Origin of the sequence: Amycolatopsis palatopharyngis (assembly GCF_003385185.1) — a bacterium.
Taxonomy (GTDB): Bacteria; Actinomycetota; Actinomycetes; order Mycobacteriales; family Pseudonocardiaceae; genus Amycolatopsis; species Amycolatopsis palatopharyngis.
The window spans coordinates 202,044-224,225 of the sequence record NZ_PQHZ01000004.1; the positions used below are offsets into that span (position 1 = coordinate 202,044).

Below are 22,182 nucleotides of genomic sequence, written 5' to 3' on the forward strand. Positions count from 1 at the left end.
CAAGTTCGGCCGCTTTCGGACTCGCCTCGCTGCTGACTACTGCACCCGTGGTGGCCGCCGGCGCCGTTGCCGCCAGCGTTTGACCCTGCCGACCATTCCGGGTTCCCGTGCGGCGAAGTACACGGGGGCGTCAAACCGGTCGTGGCCCGGCTCGTCGGTTCCCGCCTCCGGCGGGGTCTGGTCGCGGGTCCGGCGGAAGCGGTCCAGGCCCGCGAGGAACTCCTGCGGATCGCCACCGACATCGGGATGGTGCTCACGGACGAATGCGCGGAATCGCGCTCGCGCCGCGCGTTCCGCCGCTTCCGGTTCGGGCTCGCCGTTCACGTCACCGTCGATCCGCGGCACCGGCCTCGCTGGCTGTGTCCGCCCGTACGTCGTCGACCGTGACGTCCACCCGGACCTCGCCGGCCAGTGCCCGCACCCTGGCCCGGAGCTCCTCGGTCACCTGGGGCAGCGGATCGCCGAGCCGCAGGATCACGCCGATCTCGATCGGCTCGCCGGGACCTGGTACCCGCACGCCGTTGACCTTCCGGCCCGGCAGGTGGGTGGCGAGCACTCCCAGTGGTCCGCCGCTCATCGCCACCACCGAGGGATGGGCCAGCAGTTCCTCGGCGATCGCCTCCGCGATACCGCTGTCGTGGTGTCCGGGTTCGGCGGTTCGAGCACTCATCGGATCGGCTCCTTCGGTCTGCGGAAGTCCGTGCTGGACATTCAGTCCGTTGTGGACGTTCGCGCTCATTCCACCCGCGAGGAAGACTGGACTTCCTCGTCCTCGTCGTCCTCGGGGAGGTGGATGTCGTTGACGGCGATGTTCACCTCGATCACCTCGAGTCCGGTGATCTGCTCGACGGCGGAGATGACGTTGCGCCGCACGGCCCGTGCCACGTCGACGATTCGGGCGCCGTACTCGACGACGATGTCAAGGTCGACGGCGGCCTGCTTCTCGCCGACCTCCACCGAGACCCCGGATGTGGTGACCGTGCCCGACCCCGGGATCCGTTCCCTGATGGCGCCGAACGCACGGGAGACACCACCGCCGAGCGCGTGGACACCGGAGACCTCACGCGTGGCGATTCCGGAGACCTTCTGCACCACGGACGACGAGATGGTCGTCTTGCCCACCGAGCCGTCCTCGTTCAACGCGGTCGTCGTGCCGGGCTTCGACACGGGGGCGGACGTGTCGTTCCTGCCGTCGCTGGTCTGCGCCATGAACCTGCTCCCTTCCTGCCTGTGAAGTCTGCCGCCGGACCGCGTCTCGCGTATCCGGTTCCCGCCTTTCTCCCTACGATGTCCCTTCCCGGCGCGATCTTCCGCCAACTCCCCCGAATGGGCTATCAACGGCGGCGGATCAGCTGGGATGAACGTCCGCGATGTGTACGTTCACCGGCGGCCCGGGGCGGCCGAGATGCTCCGCGAGTTTCTCACCGAGCCGTCGCCGCAGGGCATCGGCGGCCTCCGCCGCGGGAACGCCGTAGCGGACGGTCAGCAGCACTTCCAGCCCGCCGTCCTCCATCGCGACAGCGGAAACGTGCACGCCGCCGACCTCGGCGCCGATGTCCGCACCGAGTTTTCTGGCCAGGATCACCACCACCCGCTCGCTGATCCGCAGCATGCCACCTTGCTGGCGGAGTTCGAGCGGCTCGGCCAGTAGCCGGCCGCGAACACCGCGTACGGAGCTGAGCACGCGGGCGATCAGCCCGGGCGGAGTGGGTACGGGGGCACGAGCCGCGGCCCGGACCAGGTCCCAGCGCGGGTCGTCCCGAGGGTCCTCTCCGGTGCTCATCGCAGCTCCCTCAGTTTCGCGAGCAACGCCACCCTGGCGCGGTGCAACCGGGAACGCAAGGCCGGGACGGTGACATCGAGCACCTCGGCGACCTCCTCGTAGCTCAGCCCTTCCAGTTCGCGCAGCACCAGCGGCACGCGCTGTGGCATGTCGAGTTCCGCGATGGCCCGCAGGACCGCGTCGACCTGCTCGGCCCGCACGAGCAACCCCTCAGGACTACCACGGGTGTCGGCGAGCACGCCCGACTCCAGGAACGATCTCTCCGCGCTGTCCTCGTCCGACATGGCCGACAGCGCCGCGTCGAGCGACACGGTCGGTTTGCGACGGCGCACGTGGCCCAGCGCGGTGTTGGTGACGACCCGGTAGAGCCAGGTGGACACCGCCGACTCGTTGCGGAAGCCGCCGAGTGCACGCCATGCCGAGATCCACGCGTCCTGTACGACGTCCTCGGCCTCGGCGGCGGTTCCGGTGATGCGCAGCGCGACCCGGTACATCCGGGGCGTGTGCCGCCGGACCAGCCGATCGAAGGCGGCGTGGTCCCCGCCGGCCGCCCTGATGGCGAGTGCGGCGTCGGACACGGCCGGCTCCGCGCTCACCCGGACCCGCCCGTGCCCCGGCGATAACGCAGCATCAGGAAGCCGTCCTCGTGCAGTACCGAGGCCAGCCGCAGGCCGCGGGGGACGTCGACGGGCGGACCCGCGACGATGCGGCTGGGCCCCGTTCCGGTCAGCAGTGGCGCCACGGTCAGGCACAGCTGGTCCACCAGGTCCTCGGCGAGCAGGCCGCCGAACAGGTGGGGACCTCCCTCACAGTCCACTCTGCGCAGCCCCCGCCTGGCGAGGGCGTCGAGTGCCAGGCGCAGGTCGACGGAACCCTCGCCCGCGAGCACGACCTCCGCGCCCGCGTCGGCCAGTGCTCCGCGCCGGTCCTCGGGTGCCGCGGCACAGGTCAGCACGATCGGTGGTACGTGGGTGTCGGTGAGCAGGCGGGAGTCTGGACGAATGGTGCAGCGGTTGGTGACCACCGCGATCGGCGGGAAATCGGTGCGACCGAGCCTGCTGCGCCGAGGTCTCGGGCGCGCGCCTCGGTAGTCCTCGGTGGTCACCGTGCCCGCGCCGACCAGGATGACGTCGGCCAGGTCCCGTCCGAGCAGGAACAATCGCTTGTCACCAGGGCTGGACAGGCCCTCGGAGTACTCGCCGACGCTGACGGCGCCGTCCGCCGAGGCCACGAAGTTCACCTGCACCCACGGCCGGTCGAGTTGGTCGGGGTAGTCGTAGATCCGTTCGAGGTCGGCATCGGTCAGTGCTCCGGCCGGGCTCTCGCCGGACGGTGTCGGCCACAGGATCTGCACGCACTCATCCCAACACGGGGGAGGGGAAACGACCATTCGGGTGGGCCAGGTCTCGATCGGCGGTCGCGGGAACGGTGGTCCAAGTCCCGCTGGCTACCCTGACCGTCATGCCTGCCGCATCGCTGACCGATCGATGGCCGGAGATCGGCGCGGACGAACTCATCACCGCGCTGGTGCCGCCGCCGCGGTTCGACGCCGTCCGCTTCTCCACCTACGTGCCCAACCCGGACGAGCCGAGCCAGGCCGAGGCCGTCGAGGCATGTTCTGCCTTCGCCCGGAAGGTCGCCGAGGCCGGGGGGAAACGCCGATCCGGCTGGCGGGCGCTGCTCGGCGGAAAAGGCCCGGCCGGACCCGAGCTGCCGGGGCTCTATCTCGACGGTGGTTTCGGAGTCGGCAAGACCCACCTGCTCGCCTCGATCTGGCACGAGGTGCCCGCGCCCAAGTCGTACGGCACCTTCGTTGAGCTGACCCACCTGGTCGGCGCCCTGGGGTTCGCCGAGGCCGTGCGCAGGCTGTCGGAGCACCGGCTGCTCGCGATCGACGAGTTCGAACTGGACGATCCCGGCGACACCATGCTCGTGACCAGGTTGCTGCGGGAGCTGACCGACGCGGGGGTGAACGTCGCCGCCACCTCCAACACCCTGCCCGACAAACTGGGGGAGGGGCGGTTCGCGGCGGAGGACTTCCTGCGTGAGATCCAGTCGCTGTCCGCCCGGTTCGGTGTGGCCCGCGTCGATGGTCCCGATTACCGTCACCGAGGACTGCCCGACGCACCCGATCCGGTCAGCGACGCCGAACTCCTCGCTTCGGCGCAGCGGCGGCCGGAGGCGACGCTGGACGATTTCGACGCGCTCGCCGAGCACCTCTCGCGCCTGCATCCTTCCCGCTACGGGCGGCTGCTCGACGGAGTGCCGATGGTGCACCTGCGCGGCGTGCGGCCCGCGCCCGACCAGACGGTCGCGCTGCGGCTCGTGGCCTTCGCCGACCGGCTCTACGACCGGGCCATTCCCGTGGTGACCTCGGGAGTGCGGCTGTCCGAACTCTTCGGCGAGGAAATGCTGCACGGTGGTTACCGCAAGAAGTATCTGCGCGCGGTCAGCAGGCTCACGGCGCTGGCAAGGGACGCGGTGGACACCACTGCCTCAGCGAGCTGATCCCTGCCGGTTCGTCGTGCGCGTGCGGCGGTCGAGCCCGGCCGCGAGAGCCAGCACCACCGCGACGGCGAACGTCGCCGCCCCGAGCACGTCGGTGGGGTAGTGGTAGCCGAGTCCGGTCATGCCGACGCCCGCTCCTGCGGTGAGCGCCACGGCGATGCCCACGACCAGCCGAGTGGCGAGCCCGGGGCGGGCGAGCACGGCGAGAACGGTCAGCACGGCCACGAGGCTGACGGCGTGGCCGCTGGGATACGCGAGATGGTTGTCGTAGTAGCGGCCGAAAGCGGGTTTCAGCAACCACGTGTTGAGCGCGACGGCGAAGGCGGGGCCGGCGAGCGCGAGCACGAGGGCGTTCGTGTTCGCGCCGAGTAGTGCGGCCAGCGCGAGCGCGGCGATGAGCGCAAGCAGCACGAACGGCTCGGTGGGCAGCACGAGCAGGCGTAGCAGCCCGTCCTGATCGGCGGTGGACTCCTGGATCTGATTCATGATCGACTGATCCAGCATGCCGCCGCTGCGCTCACGGGCGACAACGAGCCCGAGCAGGAACGTCACGATCAAGCATGCGGCGATGGCCGGGCTGGAGCGGGCCGGTGCCAGCGGCGCCGATGCTGCGATGCGGACCACGCACCGCAGCTTATGTGAGTCGACCGGAGGGACACCGAACTCATGCGGATCACTGTCGTCGGTGGCGGCATCATCGGCCTGAGCTGCGCGTTGCGGCTGGCCGAGCGGGGAGCGCAGGTCACGGTTCGCGCCGCGGCGCCGCCGCAGGACACGACCTCGATGGTCGCGGGCGGGCTCGTCTACCCGCGGCACTGTGAGCCGGTGGATCGGGCGGCGGGATGGACCGCGGCGAGTGTGGCGGAGTTCCGGCGGCTGGCCACCGAGCCGGGGACCGGCGTGCGGTCCGTGCCGGGCAGGTTGCTGCGGCGGGAGCAGCGATCGGTACCGGGCTGGGCGGATGCCGTTGGTGGGATGACCCGGCGCACCGACGTGGGGGAGCCGTGGGTGGACGCGCTGGAGTTCAGCCCGCCCCTGATCGACACCGCGGCCTACCTGCCGTGGCTGGCCGCGCGGGCCGAGGCGGGTGGCGTGTGTACCGAGTACGGCCCGGTCGCCGGTCTGGCCGCCGACGACGCCGCCCTGGTGGTGAACGCCGCGGGCCTCGGCGCCCGTGAACTGGTGCCCGACGAATCGGTGTATCCCGCTCGGGGCCAGGTGGTGCACGTGGCCGATCCGGGCCTCGCCGAGTGGGTCGTGGACGAGGACGACTTCTCCTACGTACTCCCGCACGGCGAGTACGTGGTCTGCGGTGGCACGGAGGAACCGGGCCTAGGTGGCACCGAGCCCGATCCGAGGGTCACCGAGGACATCCTGCGCCGCTGCGCGGCGCTCGTGCCGGAGATCGCCGAAGCGCCCGTGCTGCGCGCGAAGGTCGGCCTTCGCCCCGCCCGTCCCGAGGTTCGCCTCGACCGAGTGGGCGACGTCATCCACTGCTACGGCCACGGCGGCGCCGGCGTCACATTGTCCTGGGGTTGCGCCGAGGAAGTCGCCGAGCTGGCACTGTCCTGAGTGGTCTCACGGCTCGGTGGGGAACCGGCCGTTCTTCACCGCGGTGAGCAGTTCGGCGTGGTCGGCCTCGGACTGGTCCGCGTAACGCACCGCGTAGCGGCCGATCGCCTTGTCCAGTTCGGTGTCGTCGGCGAGGTACCCGGCCAGCAGTCTCGGGTCGACCGACCGGGCGTGTGCTCGCGCGAGCAGGGCGCCCGCGAGCCTGCCGTAGTCGTCGAGGTGGTCACTGTCCAGCTTGGTGGGGTCGATGTCGCCCTTCAGGTTCCGGAACTGGCGAACGATGTAGGGCCTGCCCTCGATGGTGGTCCAGCCGAGCAGGATGTCGCTCTCGGCCTGCACCAGCCGGGCGCCGTGCACGATACGCCTGCCCTCGTGATCCGCGGGTTTGATGTCGAGGAAGGGCTCGAGTGCCGACTGGCAGGCCTCCTTCAGTTGCAGCACAAGTACTTCGTCGCCGTTGCCGTGTAGGAGGGCGATGTAACTGCGACGTCCAACGCTTCCCGTGCCGACCACGCGAAAGGCCACATCGGACACGGAGTAGCGGGAGATCAGGTTCCGTCGCGACTCCCGAAGGGTGTCGACATAGGACTGCAGTCCGTCGATGACACGCTCCGCTGTCGATTCGTCCACATGGGTACGTACCGGCGGATCCTCGATGAACTTGAGCCTGCGCAGCCCGGTGGCCTCGTCGTCGTACTCCTGGGTTCGTTTCCTGGCGATCTTGGCACTGGTGTTCTTGCGAGCCTTGGCAGCCGCTTCCTCGAAATCGTCGATCAGCTCGTCCGCTTTGGCCCGGCTCAGTGCGGAGGCGTTCGGCAGCGCGTTCCACGACCGCATGAACGGCAGCTCCGCCAGTTCGCGAACGATCCGGCGGTAGGATTTCACCGCGTCCTCTGCCGCGTCGAGGCAGTGCTTCTCCCCGAAACCACCCTCGCGCCCGGCCAGGACGAGACTCGCGGTCAGCCGCTTGAGGTCCCACTCCCACGGTCCCGGCACGGTCTCGTCGAAGTCGTTGATGTCCATGACGATCTCGCCTTCGGGCGTGCCGTACAGCCCGAAATTCGCGGCGTGGGCGTCTCCGCAGAGCTGCGCGGTGAGTCCGCTGGCCGGGGTGCCCGCCAGGTCTCCGGCCATGAGTCCCGCCGTGCCCCGGAAGAACGCGAACGGCGAGGCCGTCATCTTGGCGATACGCAGGGGCAGTAGTTCGGGCAGCCTGCCCTCGTTGCTCGCCTCGACGAAGTCGGCGACGTCCGGCCGGCGGCCGACCGTGGCGGGGTGGTCGTGCGCGGCGGGCGGCGTGCTGTCCCGCAGGGCCTTGCCCCGGGCGTACACGTCCTCGGCGGACACCGGAGTGCGCAGGTCGACCGGGTCATGCGAACCGTGCGCGGTCATCTCGCCCCTCCCGTGATCAGGCCGTCATGGCCACCCTACGTGCGAACGATCGGTGGTGCGCCTACCCACACCGCCGGCGATCGTAGTGCCCCCCGAACCGCACTTTCCCGGGAAAGCGCGGTAGTTGCGTGCGCGGGGTATCGCACTTTCCCGGGAAAGTGCGAGGACGGGACGGGGGGCCGGGGGCTAGCGGATGACCTCGGCGATCGCGTCGATGCCGCGGTCCAGGTCCTCCTCGGTGATGACCAGGGGCGGTGCGAGGCGCAGCGTGTTGTCGTGGGTCTCCTTGCACAGCACGCCCTTGGCCGCCAGCGCCTGGGAGGCCTCGCGGCCGCTCGGACCGTCGGAGGCGATGTCGATTCCGGCCCACAGGCCCCGCCCGCGAACCTGTGCCAGGCCCTTGCCCACTAGTTCGCCGAGGCGGGTGTGCAGGTGTGCGCCGAGCGCGGCCGATCGCTGCTGGAACTCGCCGGTCTCCAGCAGGGCGATCACCGCCCGCCCGACCGCGCAGGCGAGCGGGTTCCCGCCGAAGGTAGAGCCGTGCTCGCCCGGACGGAGCACGCCGAGTACGTCCCGCCGCCCGACCACCGCGGACAGCGGCATGATGCCACCGCCGAGCGCCTTGCCGAGCGTGTAGAGGTCCGCGCGGATCCGCTCGTGGTCCAGCGCGAAGAGCGTGCCCGTGCGGGCCAGGCCGGACTGGATCTCGTCGGCGATCAGCAGCGCGCCTGCCTCGTCGCAGAGCCTGCGCGCCTCGGCGAGGTAACCGTCCGGCGGCACCACGACGCCCGCCTCGCCCTGAATCGGCTCCAGCAGCACGGCCGCGGTCCGCTCGGTGATGGCCGAGGCGAGCGCGTCGGCGTCGCCGTACTCGACGACCTTGAAGCCGGGGGTGAACGGACCGAAGTCCGCCCGTGCGGTGTCGTCGGTGGAGAAGGACACGATGGTGGTGGTGCGGCCGTGGAAGTTGGAGCCGGCGACCACGATCTCGGCTTCGCCCTGGGCGACACCCTTCACCTGGTACGCCCACTTGCGGGCGATCTTGATGGCGGATTCGACGGCCTCGGCGCCGGAGTTCATCGGGAGCACGAGTTCGGTGCCGGTCAGCTCGGCCAGCTCCCGGCAGAACAACCCGAGCTGGTCGTGGTGGAACGCCCGGGACGTCAGCGTCACCCGGCCGAGCTGTGCGGTCGCGGCTTCGACCAGCGCGGGATGCCGGTGACCGAAGTTCAGCGCGGAGTAGCCGGAGAGGAAGTCCAGGTAACGCTCGCCATGGACGTCGGTGACCCAGGCGCCCTCCGCTTCGGCGATGACCACGGGCAGCGGGTGGTAGTTGTGCGTGCTCCACTGCTCGTCGAGGGCGATGAAGTCGGAAGCGGTACGAGTGGTGCTGTCGGCGAACGTCGTCATGCGTTCAGGCTAAGGGCAGTCCACGCGCGGTTCATCCGCGACACGTTGCTTGTTGCCTGCGTTCGTTGCGTAGTTCCTGCACTCTGCCGGTGAATCATTGCGTAGCCGTTGACGAGGCCGGGCTGCGCGCATATCTGGACGAAATGTGGACCGAGGCGCTCGGCGCGTTCGCGGCGGCCGCCGAACAGAGCGGGGAAGAAGTGGGGCATGTCGTGGTGACGTGCCCCACTTCTCGTGTTGGCATTTCCGTGCATCCTTCTGACAGAGTGTCAACTCGTGACCGACGACCTTTCCTTCCTTCGTAAGCAGGCCCGTACGCAGCGCTTCACCCTCGGTGCGCCGAAGGAGTTCCGGGTATCCCCGGACGGCGAGCGGGTGTTGTTCCTGCGGGCGGAATCCGGCTTCGATCGCAGGCACAGTCTGTGGTCACAGAATTTGCGGTCCGGCGTGGAGTCCAAGGTCGTGGACGCCGTCGCACTGTTGCCGGGGGAGGAGGAGTTGCCGCCGGAGGAGCGCGCGAGGCGGGAACGAACCCGAAACGCCTCCGGTGGAGTCGTCGGCTACGCCACCGACGCCGAACTCACGATGGCCGCGTTCTCGTTGTCCGGCAAGCTCTACACAGCCGATCTGGGTACCGGCGAGATCACTTTGCGCGTCGACGGTTCGGTGGTGGACCCCCGGCCGAACAGCGCGGGCACGCACGTTGCCTACGTCCGGGACCGGAGGTTGCGGGTGCTCGATCTCGCCACCGGAGCGGACCGGGCGCTGGTCGACGAACCGGGTGAGGACATCGCCTGGGGACTGGCGGAGTTCATCGCGGCGGAGGAGATGGGCCGCGCGCGCGGCTACTGGTGGGCGCCGGACGGGCAGAGCGTGCTGGTGGAGCGCACCGACCGCTCCCCGGTGCCGCGCTGGACGATCGCCGACCCGGCGAACCCCAGCGCGCCCCCGAATACGGTGTCGTATCCGGCGGCCGGAACCGTCAATGTCGACGTTTCGTTGGCACTGCTCGGTCTCGACGGAACGCGGGTGGACATCCAGCGGGGGGACTGGGAGTACCTGGCCGCGGTGCACTGGAGCGCGGGCGGTGCGCCGCTGCTGGCCGTGCAGCCGCGCGACCAGCGCAGCCTCGAGGTGCACGAGGTGAGCCTCGCCGACGGGTCGACGAAGCTGCTGCACACGGAGACGGACCCGCACTGGGTGGAGATCGTGCGGGGTGTGCCCGCCTGGACCAGTGACGGCAGGCTGGTGCGGGTCAGCGCGGCGGACGGTAACTACCGGCTGCTGATCGACGGGGAACCGGTCACCGAATCCGGGATGCAGGTCCGCTCGGTGCTCGACGTGGGCGAGGAGGTGCTTTTCAGCGCGTCGGAGGACGACCCGACCCAGATCCACGTGTACCGCACCGACGGCGGAAAGGTGCAACGACTGTCCAGCACGGACGGTGTGCACATCGGCGGCGGGAACGCCACGCTGACCGTGCTGTCATCCTGGAGTCTGGATCGCAGCGGTCCTCAGGTTTCGGTGCTGCGCGACGGTAAGCCGGTCAGCGCAATCGATTCGTACACTGTGGACCCAGGCCTGGATCCCGAGGTGGCGATGCTGACAGTGGGCGAACGGGGCCTGCGGGCGGCGTTGCTGCTGCCGACCGGTCACCGCCCTGGATCGGCGAAACTGCCGGTGCTGCTCGATCCCTATGGCGGTCCGCACGCGCAGCGGGTTCTGCGGAGCCGCAATGCCTTCCTCACCGCACAGTGGCTGGCGGATCAGGGTTTCGCCGTGCTGATCACCGATGGCAGGGGCAGTCCGGGACGTGGTCCGGAGTGGGAACGGGAGATCGCGGGCAAGCTGGCGGAGGTTCCGCTCGCCGACCAGGTCGACGCACTGCACGCGGTGGCGGCCGAGAATTCCGATCTGGACCTGAACCGGGTGGCGATCCGCGGCTGGTCCTACGGCGGCTACCTTTCGGCGCTGGCCGTTCTGCGCAGGCCGGACGTGTTTCACGCGGCGGTGGCGGGCGCACCGGTGACCGACTGGTCGTTGTACGACACCCACTACACCGAGCGCTACCTCGGCACTCCGCAGGACGAGCCGGAGTCGTATCGCCGGAATTCCCTCATCGCGGACGCTCCAGAACTGCGCAGCGCCTTGCTGATCGTGCACGGGCTGGCCGACGACAACGTGTTCGTGGCGCACGCGCTGCGGCTGTCGTCGGCATTGCTGGCCGCGGGCAGGCCGCACACCTTCCTCCCGCTGGCCGGGGGCACGCATATGACGCCGCAGGCCGAGGAGGTCGCGGAGAACATGATGCGGCTGCAGATCGACTGGATCAAGCGAGAGCTGGACGGCCGCTGAGGCGCTGACCTGCGGGCAGGGCGTCACCGAACGATCGAGGATGGAGCGTATGAAGCGTTGGGGAATCACGATCCCGCTGACCGGGGTCCCGCTGGCCGAACACCGTGAGCTGATCGAGCAGCTGCCCGACCTCGGCTACACCGACGCGTGGTCGGCGGAGACCGCGGGCACCGACGCGTTCTCCCCGCTGCTGCTGGCATCGCAGTGGGCGCCGCAGCTACGCCTCGGCACGGCGATCGTCCCGGTGTACACGCGCGGTCCCGGCCTGCTCGCGATGAGCGCGGCGACGCTGGCCGAGTGCGCCCCGGGCCGGTTCGTCCTGGGGATCGGTACGTCGTCGCCGGTGATCGTGGAGAACTGGAACGCCGCGGAATTCACCGAGCCGTTCGGGCGGAGCAGGGACACCCTGCGATTCCTGCGCGCGGCCCTTGCGGGGGAGAAGGTCACCGAGCGGTACCCGACTTTCTCGGTGAGCAAGTTCCGGCTGGAGCGCGCACCGGAGCCCGCGCCGCCGATCATGCTGGCCGCGCTGCGGCCGGGGATGCTGCGGCTGGCGGCGCGCGAGGCCGACGGTGCGATCACGAACTGGCTCGCCCCTGGCGACGTGCCGACCGTGCGGGCCGAGGTCGGGCCGGACGTCGAACTGGTGGCCAGGGTGTTCGTCTGTCCCACCGAGGACGCCGCGGCGGCGCGGGGACTCGGCAGGATGCTGATCAGCAGTTATCTGACGGTGCCGGTGTACAAGGCATTCCACGAGTGGCTGGGCCGCGGCGATGCGCTGGCGCCGATGCATGAGGCGTGGCAGGCGGGAGATCGCAAACGCGCTGGTGAGCTCATTCCGGACGAGGTGGTGGACGAACTTATCGTGCACGGCAGCGTCGACGAGTGCCGGGAGCAGGTTCAGTCCTACGTGGACAATGGGCTGGACACGCCGGTGATGGCGTTGCTGCCCACAGGCGGCGACCCGCTGGAGCAGATCAAGGGATTGGCCCCACGGGTCTGACCCTTCGTTGCGGGCGCCTCGCGCTGGGTCAGCCCCAGATCGCGCTCGCGGCGACCAGACCCGTCGCGGCGGCGCCGAAACCCGCGAACACGGTGACGACGACGTTGGCGACGGCGTAGAGACGGGCGCGTTCCGACACGAGCCGGACGGTTTCGTAGCCAAAGGTGGAAAACGTCGTCAGAGAGCCGCACAAGCCGATGCCGACCAGCGCCCGGACGGTGTCCGGCTCGCCGCCAGCGAGTGACCAGCCGGTCAGCAGCCCGAGCAGGGCGGAACCGGACATGTTGGCGATGAGGGTGCCCCACGGGAACAGCGTCCGGTGACTGCGACGCACACGCAGGTCGACGAGGTAGCGCAGGACCGCGCCGACGGCTCCACCGAGGGCGACCAGCAGGACCGTCACGATGGCGCTCCGCGACGGGTGTAGGCGACGACGAGGCGGGTGGCGCGCATGCCGGCCGCGACGGCGAGCAGGGAGGCGAGCACCGAGACCGTGGCGTAGAGCAGCGCGAGCCCGGGCCTGCCGGTCACCGCGGAGTCCATGGCCTCGACCACGAAGGTGGAGAACGTGGTGAAGCCGCCGAGGACGCCGATCCCCGCGAACGGGCGTAGCAGGGGGTGCGGGTCCCGGATGGTGATGATCAGCATCATCAGCACGCCGATCAGCAGGCAGCCCCCGACGTTGGCGAGCAGGGTGGCGGTACCGAACTGGCCGCGTTCGTGCGGGACGGCCAGGCCGAGGCCGTACCTGCCGAGGCTGCCCAGCGCGCCCCCGACGGCGACGGCGAGCAGTACCACCCACCGCCGGGTCTCGTCCACGGTCCGGCCCATCGTCCTCCTCGGTGTCGCACTTTCCCGGGAAAGTGCGGTCCAGCTCAACGGCGAATGTATCGGCGGGATTGGGCTGCCGCGGGTTCGGGTAGTCGTGGCCGGGAGGTCGGCATGGGATACGGCATCGCGGAACAACTCATCAGTGAGCATCTGGTCAGTGGCGAGATGAGGCCTGGGGCGGAGATCGCGCTGCGGGTAGATCAGACCCTGACCCAGGACGCCACCGGCACCCTGGTGATGCAGGAGCTGGAGGCGATGAACCTGGATCGCGCGCACACCGAGGTCAGCGTGCAGTACGTCGATCACAACCTGCTGCAGGCCGATGAGAAGAACGCCGAGGACCACGCGTTCCTTCGCTCGGCCTGCCGCAAGTACGGACTGTGGTTCTCCAAGGCGGGCAACGGGGTCTCGCATCCGACACATATGCAGCGGTTCGGAATCCCGGGCAAGACGATGGTCGGTTCGGACTCGCACACCTGTGCCGGAGGGTCGCTGGGGATGCTGGCGATCGGGGTCGGCGGGCTCGAGGTCGCCATGGTCATCGCTGGTTCGCCGCTGTACCTGCGGATGCCCGAGATCTGGGGAGTGCGGCTGACAGGGGAGTTGCCACCGTGGGTGTCGGCCAAAGACGTGGTGCTGGAGATGTTGCGCCGGCACGGGGTCAAGGGCGGGCTGAACCGGATCATCGAGTATCACGGGCCCGGGCTGGCGCAGCTGTCGGCGATGGACCGGCACGTGATCGCGAACATGGGGGCCGAGCTGGGTGCGACGACGACGGTGTTCCCCGCTGACGACGCGGTGCGGGAGTTCCTGCGTGCGGAGGACCGGGAGGACGACTTCCGTGAGGTGCTGCCGGACGAGGACGCGCGGTTCGACGTGACCGACGAGATCGACCTTTCGGCTCTGGAGCCGCTGATCGCCAAGCCTTCGTCGCCGGGCAACGTGGTTCCGGTACGCGAGGTGGCCGGGACCGAGGTGGGGCAGGTCGTGATCGGGTCGTCGGCGAATCCAGGGCTGCGGGACTACGCGATCGCGGCGCATATGGTGCGGGGAAGGCAGACCGAGGATTCGGTGAGTTTCGATGTCAACCCGTCGTCTCGGGAGATCTTCGCGGATCTGACGAAACTGGGGGCGACGTTCGACCTGATCTCCGCTGGTGCCCGCATCCATCAGGCAGGATGCATGGGTTGTATCGGCATGGGCCAGGCGCCCGCGGTGGGACACAACTCGCTGCGCACGTTCCCGAGAAACTTCCCCGGCCGATCGGGGACGAAGGAGGACGCGGTCTGGTTGTGCTCGCCCGAGACCGCGGCCGCGGCCGCGCTGACCGGGACGATCAGTGATCCGAGGGAAGTCGCCGAGCGGCTGGGGATCGAGTACGTGCGCCCGGAGCTGCCGGCACGGGCGTCGGTGAACACGGACATGCTGGTGCCGCCGCTGGAGCCGGAAGAAGCCGCGGCGGAGAAACTGGTGAAGGGCCCGAACATCTCCTCGTTGCCGGACTTCCCGCCGCTGCCGAACAAGATCGAGGCGCCGGTGCTGCTCAAGGTTCCGGACGACATCTCGACCGACGAGATCTCGCCTGCGGGCGCGCGGGCACTGCCGTTCCGGTCGAACATCCCGATGCTGTCGGAATTCACGTTCAATCAGGTGGATGAGACCTATCCGCAGCGGGCGCGCGAAGTGGCCGACGGCCCAGGGCACGTGATCGTCGGCGGCGACAACTACGGTCAGGGTTCGTCGCGCGAACACGCGGCGATCACCCCGAGACACCTCGGCCTCCGCGCGGTGATCGCGAAGTCGTTCGCTCGGATCCACTGGCAGAACCTGGCGAACTTCGGGATCCTCGCGCTGGAGTTCGCCGACCCCGCGGACTACGACAGGGTTGAGCAGGGAGACACACTGGAGCTGGACGGACTGCGAGAGCAGTTGTCCACCAGCCCGGGTCTGACGGCGCGCAATGTGACCAAGGGCGAGGAGTACCGGCTGCACCACCAGCTGTCAGAGCGTCAGGTCGAAGCTGTCATGGCGGGAGGCCGCATCCCCCTGCTGGCGTCGGCGACGCCTTGACGGCGTGTCGCCGCAGGTCACGGGCAAGGTGACAACAACCCCGCCCCTGCCTCACCGGCGCCGAAGTGGACACGCTAAGCTAACGGCCATCGCCAGCACACAGGGCGAGGCCGGGCTGTGGCGCAGTTTGGTAGCGCACTTGACTGGGGGTCAAGGGGTCGCAGGTTCAAATCCTGTCAGCCCGACCGGTGTGATGTCGCACGACATCGGCATAGCCCGGACCCACGGATGTGGGTTCGGGCTTATTGCTTTCTTGGTGCGGGGCCTGGTTGTCTGCCGGTGCCGTGGTAGTCGCGGGCGGGGTCGATGGCTAGTTCTCTGAGGAGTTCGCCGGTGGCGGCGTTGACGATGCGGACGTCGAGGTCTTGGACGAGCAGGATGACGTGGGTTCCGGCGTGGGTTCGGCCGACGCCGATGTGGCGCAGGCGTCCTGCCACGCGCAGGGTCACGGTGCCGGACTTGTCGATCTTGTCGGTGCGGACGCGGTCGTGGGTCTGGCTGCTGCGGTCGGCGGTCGGCATGGCTTTGGGGCGGGCGTTGTAGATCGTGACCGGGGTGGCCCGATGCGGTAGGGGTGGTTGCGGCCCCCTCTGCCGCCGGCGAACCGGGTCGTGAACACCATCCCGTTGTCGGTCAGCGTGGAGGCCGGATAGCCGTGCTGGGCTGCGGTGTCGCGGAAGGCGGCGAGGACGATCGGGCCGGTGATCCTGGTGTGGGCCGAGACGTGCAGGGCGTAGCGGGAGTGGTCGTCGAGCCAGGTCAGGATCTCGACATCGGCGCCGGGGGTGCCGTCGCGGTTGGTGAGTCGGTAGTGGGTGAAGTCGGACTGCCAGGTCTCGTTCGGCATCGAGGCTTCGAAGCGGATAGAGGACGACTTCGGTCGCTTCGAGGGGTCCGGCGTCACGCTCCCGTGTCGGGTCAGGATCCGGTGGATGGTCGCCTTGGACACCGTGAGTCGGTAGTGGTGTTCCAGGTGCCAGCCGATGGTCTCGGCGCCGGCGTCGTGCCCGGTCTCGGTCAGCTGCTTGCGCAGCGCCAGGACTCGCTCGACCGTTTCCGGCGGGGTCGCGTTCGGTGAGGTGCGGGGACGTTGGGACCGGGGTTCGAAGGCTGACTCCCCTTCGACCTTGTAGCGGGCGATCAGGCGGCTGATCCAGCCCTGCGAGACTCCGTAGGTGCGGGCAACCTCGCTCTGGGAGGCGCCGGCGAGCACGGCGGTGATGACCAATCGACGCTTCGACACCATCCAGCATCGAGGACCAGGGGCCCCGCCCACCGCTGCGCCATGCCGATCACCCGAGACATCCTATTCCGATGTCCTGAGACACCCCATTCCGATGTCCTGAGGCTGGGCACTGTCAGCCCGACCGGCAAAGGGCCGTCTACGCAGGTAGGCGGCCTTTTCTCTTTGGTACTGACGGCCTCAGCCCCGGAGCATGACACATTTATGCCACCCCGCTCCGGGGCTGAGATCGTTCAGGTCGCGTCCAGAGCCCGCAGGGCTTTCGTCCGGCGGAGCAAGTCGGCGTGGCCGAACATCTGCTGAACCACGTTCGCGTCAGCTCCGGCCGAGAGCTGGTGCGGCCACTCCCGGCGGTGGATCTGCCGTGCTCACGCTCCAGGGTTCTACCCGGATCACTTGCCCGAGACCCTTCATGCCCAAATGCCCACACCGAACGAGATCAAGGAACGGGACCTCAGGCCGGTAAGCCGGTGGTGCTACACGGAACGACCTACACCGACGGTGGGGTAGCAGGCGAATTCGCCCGAGGTGTCCACTCGGCATCACGCTTCTCCTGGTCCTACAGTTTCGAGATCCCCGAGTAGATGAGAGGTATTCTTGCTGAGCCCCTATCCTGACTCGATTCGCCGCGATGTGGAAACCCTGTGGCGTTATCACCGAGTGGACGACGAGTTGCGGGAGGTCGATGTCGCGGTCGGACTAGGCAGCCACGATCCCGGTGTCCCGGTCTACGCCGCGCAGCTCTACCACCGAGGGCTCTTCCCACTGGTGGTTTTCACCGGAGCCAACGCACCGACGACCGTGGAGCGGTTCCCGGCTGGCGAGGCTGTGCACTTCCGCAGGATCGCGATGGAGAACGGCATGCCTGATGAAGCGATCTTGATGGAGCCACGGGCAACGAACACCGTCGAGAACATCCACTTCACTCAGGACGTCCTGTCCGTACACGGCGCGAAGCCGAGGTCCGTGTTGCTCGTATCCAGGCCGTACCAGCAACGACGAGCCCGCGAGATTGCTAAGCGGCACTGGCCCGAGGTCGACATCGCCTGCACCGGCGCTCAGCAGGATCTCGACACCTACGTAGCGAGCATCAATGACCCGCGCCGCGTGGTGGACATGCTCGTAGGAGACACCCAACGCCTTGACTTGCAGGGAAAGTCCGGCGAGATTGCCCGGCAGGAGATCCCCCAGGAGGTCCGCGACGCCTTCGAACGCCTCGTGCAAGCGGGATACACCAACCGCCTCATTCAATGACCACACCCGACCCGAGCGGACAGCTCAACGGAGGGACGTATGGGCAAGTCTCCGCCCCAAATGAAAGAGATGTCCTCGCCGGACAGGCAGGCTCCGAGATGGCCAGGGAGCAGCCGAGGTGTGGTTGACGGGATGGCCACCAAGCTCGGGATTCTTCGGACTCTTTCCGGTCTATCTGACCCCGGCAGTTTAGGCTGACGGCACGAACTCGGGTATGGGAAGAAGGCATTGGGTCAGCGACCTACTGGCAATTTTCTTCGTACCACTTGTTCATCGTTATGTTGATCGCACTGGAGGTGTAACATTCTTGGGGCCAGTCCAGTGAGGTGTACGCCTGATACTCGTCCTTCAAGTTGCTGACGAATCCTTTCGAGAGGAAGATCGGCGGCGCTCCGTAACCGTTGTTTCCCTTGGAGGCGAGCTTCGCGGCATGGTTGACGACATCGCCCATGTACACCACGTCGTTGATACCGCTACCAGTAAGGCCTGCCTTGATCATCAGCGCCCGGCCAAACGACGCGCCAATGCCAGCCTTTATGGGAGTCGAGTACCCTGCCTTCTCCAACTTGTAGTTGAGAATCCTCATCAGCGAGTTCATCGTGGCGATGATATCGAACAACGCGTTAATGTCCTCCTTGTATGGAGCGTTGAAAACCGCCCATACGCCGTCGCCAACGATGTTCACCTCCACGGCCTTCTCGTGTGAGTTCAGGATCGCCACCATCTCTGATATATACGCCCGGTAGAGCCGAGCCAGAGCAGGTCGCATGTACGTATTAGGTAGCGAGGAGGAGTCTCTAATGTCGACAAATACTGCAACGGTCTTGTTTGCGTAGAAACCATTGGAGAAGGTCAGCTTGTCTCGACTCGGAAGGGTGTCGAGCTCCTCGTAGTTGCTCTGCGGGATCGCCAAGATCTTGTCGATTCGCGAGATCCCCGCGATGTGGTCGTACGCCTTGTTGTTGGCTTCCATTCCTAGCCCTTCAACTCGATGACGATGGCGACTACTCCAAGCAGTCCGAGTGCAGTTGCAAGAAGTTTTACGGCTCGGTCTGCCCAGGTGAACTTCCGGTGGGCGACCGTTGCGTTTGCGTGAACCTGGTGGGCAATCTGCCGAGTCAATTCCTCGGGGTCGGCCGTCATCGATCGCAGCACTTCGACATACGAGGGACCATTGTCCTTGTAATGCCGAGCGATGTTCGAGAAGAACAAGAGGTTCACTGGATCCTCTGGCACCTCCGCGAGCTCATCGTCAATTTTGGTCGTGACCTTCTGGGCCTTTCGAGTCTTCTGCTTTCTGACGATCGAGAGCCTTGGGATCAGTGCCAGCGTGGCGCTGCCACCCGCCGCTACGATCGTCGCTGCGCATGTCACCGCCGCTGCACTCAGCCAGAAGCTCGGGTCATTCTCGTTCTTCACAAGGTGGTAGAGCATCACGGCCACAGCTCCGCTGGCCGCCAAAGTCGCGCCCACCTTCGCCTCAGCATGCTTGATCCAGTCATTGACGAGGCCGAGGGCCTTCCAAGCCTGATCGGGTTCAGAGGTCGGGCCTACCTCGGGGGCCACACCAGGTACGAGACCTGGTTCTGACTCAGGGTCCGTCGCAGCGCGTTCCACCATACGACGAGTCTTCCAGAGTGGTACGACACATGTTTTGCCTCTGCCTCAACCAGTTTGACGTCGGTGGCACCGCATTCCCGTCCGGGTCCACGCACCCAGAAGGATCGCGGTGCCACCAATCTCAAGCCGCAGTCAGGACGTCACGCAAGCCTGGTCAGTCGCCAGGTGACGGCCCTACTGTTGTAGGGCGGCATGACGTTCCCTTTGGCGATCGGTGCCGTGGTAGTCGGCGTGCCGACCACCTTCCATACGCCACTCTCAGGGCAGCGCTCGCCGGTTTTTGCGGTGGTTCCCACCTGTGCGGTCACTTCTGTTCTCCCTTGTTCGCGAGGCTGCGGATCCGTCCGCAGCTCCTCCCAAGACCAGAATTACACGGATGGAAGCCTCACTACAGAGAGTTGCGACGAACGGCAGCGAACACCCGTTCGAAGGTATTTTGATCTGTCTTTTTATCGGTTCGGCCGATTGGATACCACGTTAAGTGGTCGTTTTGGGCAGGCAAGGGACAGGACGACCGTACTGTTGTTCACTCGGTTGAGGTCTCACAGTCGGTCGCAAGCAGGGGGTGCTGGACCAACATGGTTCCGGCAGAGCACGACAGCCGACGAGTGTGGATTACACGTCAGAGCGAATCTTGATCTGGACGGCCCAGGTCCATGCAGAGGCGAATAAGGTCAAGGGGTCGCAGGTTTAGATCTTGTCAGCCCGACCGGCAAGAGGCCGCCTACGCAGGTAGGCGGCCTTTTCTCTTGTCCTGCCCGGGAACGGCAGCGACCCCAGGGCGTCCAACACGTCCTGGGGTTCTGAGCTCGCGCAGGCTGAGTCCGTGCCCGAGGGGTGCACGTCCGGCGGAGCTTGTGCGGGGTTTGCACGCTCGCCTCGTGCTCACCGCGGACAGGTCAGTAGTCTCCCGTGGTGGTCGGATCGGAGGCATTCAGGATCAGTGCGGCCGTCTCCTCAGGCCGGTCCCAGTGCGGGAAGTGACCACAGTCGGAAAACCAGTGCAGTGTGGCGTCGGGAAACTGCCTAAGGGCCCGCTCGGCCTGGCTGGGAAAGGTGACCTTGTCCTGCCTGCCCCATCCGATCACGAGCTTGCCCTTCAGCGACCCGGCCGGAGCGCCGAGTTGGCGAGGACCATGTACGAGCGCGCGCAATGCCTCGTCCAGGCTCGGGGAATCGTCGAATCCACGTAGCTCGTTGAGCACCAGGTTCTGGGGCAGCTTCCAGGGATGCGCTGAGAACTGGGCCAGCAAAGCCGTTCTCCCGGCCGGGTTGGCCGTCAGCATGGGTAGTGCGGGCTGGATCCTGCGGACCAGCCAGACCGAAGCCTTGATCGTGGCGCCGAAGATCTTGACCTGCCGATCGTCCCAGAAGCCACCAGGGTTCAGGGCGACAATCGTGCCTGCGTGCCCTCGCCGGGCCAGCTCCACCGCGATCCGTGCGCCCATGGAACTGCCCACCAGATCGACGTTTTCGAGGCCCTCCGCCGCGATGAAGTCTTCGACGGAATCAGTGAGCGAGGCGATGCTGACCTCACCGGGTAGCGGCGGTGTCCGGCCGAACCCGGGTAGGTCGACGGCGATTGCTTCCCGCTTGGCGGACAGCGCGGGCAATATCGGGTCCCAGTTGCGATGGCTCGAGCCCAGCCCGTGAACCAGTAGCAGTGGCCTTCCCGAACCCTCGCGTATGGCGTGCATCAATGGCCCCTTCGACACGTGATTCGGGTCGTCCTGGTGCCGGCGCCATTGTGTGACGCTGCACCAGTGCCACTACCCGCCCGCGAAGACCGGCAAACCCTCAGCACGTGTTGTGCCCTCATTCCACCGGTTCGGGCAACGGCGCGCCGGTCTCGAGCAGCGTCTTGAGGCTGGACAGGATGGACGGCCAGCCGCCCTTGACCATCTCCAGCGTCGTGCTGCCCGGCGCGAAACCGTCGTGCACCACGGTCAGTTTCACCATCTCCCCAGCGGGCTCGATGTCGAAGGTCACCTTCGACCGGGGCTCGGTCGCGAGTCGTGCCGCCACGTCGTCTTCCAGGCCGGCCGATCTGCCGAACTCCGGCGTGAACGTGTGCCACGTGTACGACAGCCGCCGGTACGGGTCCGACTCCAGCACGACCTGCTCGGGATCTTCCAGCTGCACACCGAACTGGTTCCAGGCCATCGTCGACCCGGCGGTCCAGTCCGATGTGAACTCGCAGCCCCAGTACTGCCGCGTGAACACCGGGTCGGTCAACGCCTGCCAGAGCCGCTCCGGCGTGGTCCTGATGTAACTCGTGTACACGAACTCGATGTCGCTCACAGTCTCCTGCTCCAATGCCTTCTTCAGGTCGGCGAGTGCTTCGACCCGTCCCTGGTGGTAGCGGTCGATCCAGCGCTCGGCGATCGCGTTGATCGGTTCCGCGTTGACGTAGTGCAATTTCTCGCGCCCCCGCCACACGGTGGTCACCAGATTGGCCCCCTCGAGCACGCCCAGATGCTTGCTCACCGATTGCCGGGCCATGTTCAGCCCCGCGCACAGCTCCCGCAGGGTCTGTCCGTTGCGTGCGTTCAGGTCGTCGAGCAGTCGGCGGCGGCTGGCATCGGCCAGCGCTTTGAACACCTCGTCCATTTCGCCTTTCCCCGCGAGAAGCCGTTCTGTCACGCCAAGCATATGCAGCCAGATGGCTGCATGTCAATGTCGAGCGCGGCACCTCGAAGTCTGTCCATTGTGCACGATTTCAGGCGCGGTCTTCTGGTCGTACTTGACGGCCGTGGGAGACGGCGCTGGCTCGTGGTGACTTCGTGACCACGCTCAACCGCGGTAAGAGCCGGTCTCCGGCGCCGGGTGTGGAGGCACTGGTCGCGAACCGCACTGACCTTGGCGCCATGGAATCCGAGCTGGCGGGCCTCGACGCGTTCCCGCAACGGGCGCTACTGGCCCGCGCCGGGATGATTCTGGGCCCCTACGAGGATGTGGGCCGGGCTGCGCAGGTTGGAACGCGGCGGACGCGTGCTGGCTCCCGCCCTCGCGGACGCACATGTGCAGTACATCGACGCGCGCGACCTCGCGATGTGGATGTTGACCTCGGCCGAGAACGGCGTGACGGCGTGGTGAATGGCGCGTTCCCTGCTTCGGTGCAGGGAACGCGCCATTCAATGC

The 22,182-nt window shown here is 67.5% G+C and carries 24 protein-coding genes and 1 tRNA gene; 8 read left to right on the forward strand and 17 right to left on the reverse strand.

Annotated features, from left to right (window positions below):
• Window positions 1–36 precede the first annotated feature (36 nt).
• The 6 genes from D0C15_RS04630 to D0C15_RS04655 all read right to left on the reverse strand — a co-directional run bounded on the left by D0C15_RS04630 (window position 37) and on the right by D0C15_RS04655 (window position 3,173).
• Window positions 37–345, reverse strand: a complete 309-nt coding sequence (locus tag D0C15_RS04630) for a hypothetical protein (RefSeq protein ID WP_245975559.1) — start codon at window positions 343–345, stop codon at window positions 37–39.
• Window positions 326–670, reverse strand: a complete 345-nt coding sequence (locus D0C15_RS04635; protein ID WP_116041131.1) for a hypothetical protein — start codon at window positions 668–670, stop codon at window positions 326–328. Before D0C15_RS04635 ends, D0C15_RS04630 begins: the two co-directional genes overlap by 20 nt.
• Window positions 671–735: 65 nt before the next feature.
• Entirely contained in the window at window positions 736–1,209 is a 474-nt protein-coding gene (locus D0C15_RS04640) for an Asp23/Gls24 family envelope stress response protein (RefSeq protein WP_116041069.1), read from the reverse strand.
• 139 nt (window positions 1,210–1,348) lie between these two features.
• Complete coding sequence (locus tag D0C15_RS04645; protein WP_116041070.1) at window positions 1,349–1,783, reverse strand: Asp23/Gls24 family envelope stress response protein; 435 nt, start codon at window positions 1,781–1,783, stop codon at window positions 1,349–1,351.
• Window positions 1,780–2,361, reverse strand: a complete 582-nt coding sequence (locus D0C15_RS04650) for an RNA polymerase sigma factor (protein ID WP_245975560.1) — start codon at window positions 2,359–2,361, stop codon at window positions 1,780–1,782. The genes D0C15_RS04645 and D0C15_RS04650 overlap by 4 nt, the downstream gene beginning before the upstream one ends.
• Before the next feature lie 14 nt (window positions 2,362–2,375).
• Window positions 2,376–3,173 carry a pyrimidine reductase family protein gene (locus D0C15_RS04655; protein ID WP_211323084.1) on the reverse strand — a complete coding sequence of 266 codons (798 nt, stop codon included), beginning with the start codon at window positions 3,171–3,173 and terminating at the stop codon, window positions 2,376–2,378.
• Between the two features lie 71 nt (window positions 3,174–3,244).
• Here D0C15_RS04655 and zapE point away from each other — a divergent pair, with 71 nt between their 5' ends.
• Entirely contained in the window at window positions 3,245–4,291 is a 1,047-nt protein-coding gene (gene zapE / locus D0C15_RS04660) for a cell division protein ZapE (RefSeq protein WP_116041073.1), read from the forward strand.
• Here zapE and D0C15_RS04665 read toward each other — a convergent pair.
• Window positions 4,280–4,915, reverse strand: a complete 636-nt coding sequence (locus D0C15_RS04665) for a phosphatase PAP2 family protein (RefSeq protein WP_116041074.1) — start codon at window positions 4,913–4,915, stop codon at window positions 4,280–4,282. The two genes, zapE and D0C15_RS04665, sit on opposite strands and share 12 nt — an antisense overlap.
• 42 nt (window positions 4,916–4,957) lie before the next feature.
• Here D0C15_RS04665 and D0C15_RS04670 point away from each other — a divergent pair, with 42 nt between their 5' ends.
• On the forward strand, window positions 4,958–5,863 hold the full coding sequence (locus tag D0C15_RS04670; RefSeq protein WP_116041075.1) for an NAD(P)/FAD-dependent oxidoreductase: 906 nt from the start codon (window positions 4,958–4,960) through the stop codon (window positions 5,861–5,863).
• Between the two features lie 6 nt (window positions 5,864–5,869).
• On the opposite strand, the gene D0C15_RS04675 is transcribed toward D0C15_RS04670, so the two are convergent.
• Both D0C15_RS04675 and rocD read right to left on the reverse strand, forming a co-directional pair.
• Window positions 5,870–7,255, reverse strand: a complete 1,386-nt coding sequence (locus tag D0C15_RS04675) for a DUF2252 domain-containing protein (RefSeq protein WP_116041076.1) — start codon at window positions 7,253–7,255, stop codon at window positions 5,870–5,872.
• 186 nt (window positions 7,256–7,441) lie between these two features.
• The gene (gene rocD / locus D0C15_RS04680; RefSeq protein ID WP_116041077.1) at window positions 7,442–8,665 is read right to left on the reverse strand and encodes an ornithine--oxo-acid transaminase; all 1,224 of its coding nucleotides are present in this window, start codon (window positions 8,663–8,665) and stop codon (window positions 7,442–7,444) included.
• 276 nt (window positions 8,666–8,941) lie between these two features.
• Between rocD and D0C15_RS04685 the strand changes: the two genes are divergently transcribed.
• Together D0C15_RS04685 and D0C15_RS04690 are read left to right on the forward strand one after the other, a co-directional pair.
• Window positions 8,942–11,020 (forward strand): S9 family peptidase, encoded by a 2,079-nt coding sequence (locus D0C15_RS04685; protein ID WP_116041078.1) that lies wholly within the window; start codon window positions 8,942–8,944, stop codon window positions 11,018–11,020.
• 49 nt (window positions 11,021–11,069) lie between these two features.
• The gene (locus D0C15_RS04690) at window positions 11,070–12,023 is read left to right on the forward strand and encodes an LLM class F420-dependent oxidoreductase (RefSeq protein ID WP_116041079.1); all 954 of its coding nucleotides are present in this window, start codon (window positions 11,070–11,072) and stop codon (window positions 12,021–12,023) included.
• A gap of 28 nt (window positions 12,024–12,051) precedes the next feature.
• On the opposite strand, the gene crcB is transcribed toward D0C15_RS04690, so the two are convergent.
• Both crcB and D0C15_RS04700 read right to left on the reverse strand, forming a co-directional pair.
• A complete protein-coding gene (crcB, locus tag D0C15_RS04695; RefSeq protein ID WP_116041080.1) occupies window positions 12,052–12,426 on the reverse strand; it encodes a fluoride efflux transporter CrcB in 375 nt (124 codons plus the stop codon).
• Window positions 12,423–12,854: a fluoride efflux transporter FluC gene (locus D0C15_RS04700; RefSeq protein ID WP_116041081.1), complete on the reverse strand. Its 432-nt coding sequence runs from the start codon at window positions 12,852–12,854 to the stop codon at window positions 12,423–12,425. Before D0C15_RS04700 ends, crcB begins: the two co-directional genes overlap by 4 nt.
• A 111-nt stretch (window positions 12,855–12,965) precedes the next feature.
• Between D0C15_RS04700 and D0C15_RS04705 the strand changes: the two genes are divergently transcribed.
• Window positions 12,966–14,924: an aconitate hydratase gene (locus D0C15_RS04705; protein ID WP_116041082.1), complete on the forward strand. Its 1,959-nt coding sequence runs from the start codon at window positions 12,966–12,968 to the stop codon at window positions 14,922–14,924.
• Window positions 14,925–15,035: 111 nt separating this feature from the next.
• Window positions 15,036–15,109: transfer RNA gene (locus D0C15_RS04710), tRNA-Pro, on the forward strand.
• Window positions 15,110–15,166: 57 nt separating this feature from the next.
• Here D0C15_RS04710 and D0C15_RS34635 read toward each other — a convergent pair.
• Entirely contained in the window at window positions 15,167–15,361 is a 195-nt protein-coding gene (locus D0C15_RS34635) for a hypothetical protein (RefSeq protein WP_211323085.1), read from the reverse strand.
• A gap of 8 nt (window positions 15,362–15,369) precedes the next feature.
• The gene (locus tag D0C15_RS04715; protein ID WP_211323086.1) at window positions 15,370–16,167 is read right to left on the reverse strand and encodes a DDE-type integrase/transposase/recombinase; all 798 of its coding nucleotides are present in this window, start codon (window positions 16,165–16,167) and stop codon (window positions 15,370–15,372) included.
• A gap of 597 nt (window positions 16,168–16,764) precedes the next feature.
• Between D0C15_RS04715 and D0C15_RS04720 the strand changes: the two genes are divergently transcribed.
• Window positions 16,765–17,421 carry a YdcF family protein gene (locus D0C15_RS04720; RefSeq protein ID WP_116041083.1) on the forward strand — a complete coding sequence of 219 codons (657 nt, stop codon included), beginning with the start codon at window positions 16,765–16,767 and terminating at the stop codon, window positions 17,419–17,421.
• Window positions 17,422–17,662: 241 nt separating this feature from the next.
• On the opposite strand, the gene D0C15_RS04725 is transcribed toward D0C15_RS04720, so the two are convergent.
• The 4 genes from D0C15_RS04725 to D0C15_RS04740 form a co-directional block, all read right to left on the reverse strand.
• Window positions 17,663–18,394: an adenylate/guanylate cyclase domain-containing protein gene (locus D0C15_RS04725; RefSeq protein WP_116041084.1), complete on the reverse strand. Its 732-nt coding sequence runs from the start codon at window positions 18,392–18,394 to the stop codon at window positions 17,663–17,665.
• Window positions 18,395–18,396: 2 nt separating this feature from the next.
• A complete protein-coding gene (locus D0C15_RS04730) occupies window positions 18,397–18,987 on the reverse strand; it encodes a Pycsar system effector family protein (RefSeq protein ID WP_162829898.1) in 591 nt (196 codons plus the stop codon).
• 953 nt (window positions 18,988–19,940) lie between these two features.
• A complete protein-coding gene (locus D0C15_RS04735) occupies window positions 19,941–20,738 on the reverse strand; it encodes an alpha/beta fold hydrolase (RefSeq protein WP_116041086.1) in 798 nt (265 codons plus the stop codon).
• A 118-nt stretch (window positions 20,739–20,856) separates the two neighbouring features.
• Window positions 20,857–21,651: an ArsR/SmtB family transcription factor gene (locus tag D0C15_RS04740; RefSeq protein ID WP_116041087.1), complete on the reverse strand. Its 795-nt coding sequence runs from the start codon at window positions 21,649–21,651 to the stop codon at window positions 20,857–20,859.
• A 342-nt stretch (window positions 21,652–21,993) separates the two neighbouring features.
• Here D0C15_RS04740 and D0C15_RS34640 point away from each other — a divergent pair, with 342 nt between their 5' ends.
• The gene (locus D0C15_RS34640) at window positions 21,994–22,137 is read left to right on the forward strand and encodes a hypothetical protein (RefSeq protein WP_211323087.1); all 144 of its coding nucleotides are present in this window, start codon (window positions 21,994–21,996) and stop codon (window positions 22,135–22,137) included.
• Window positions 22,138–22,182 lie beyond the last annotated feature (45 nt).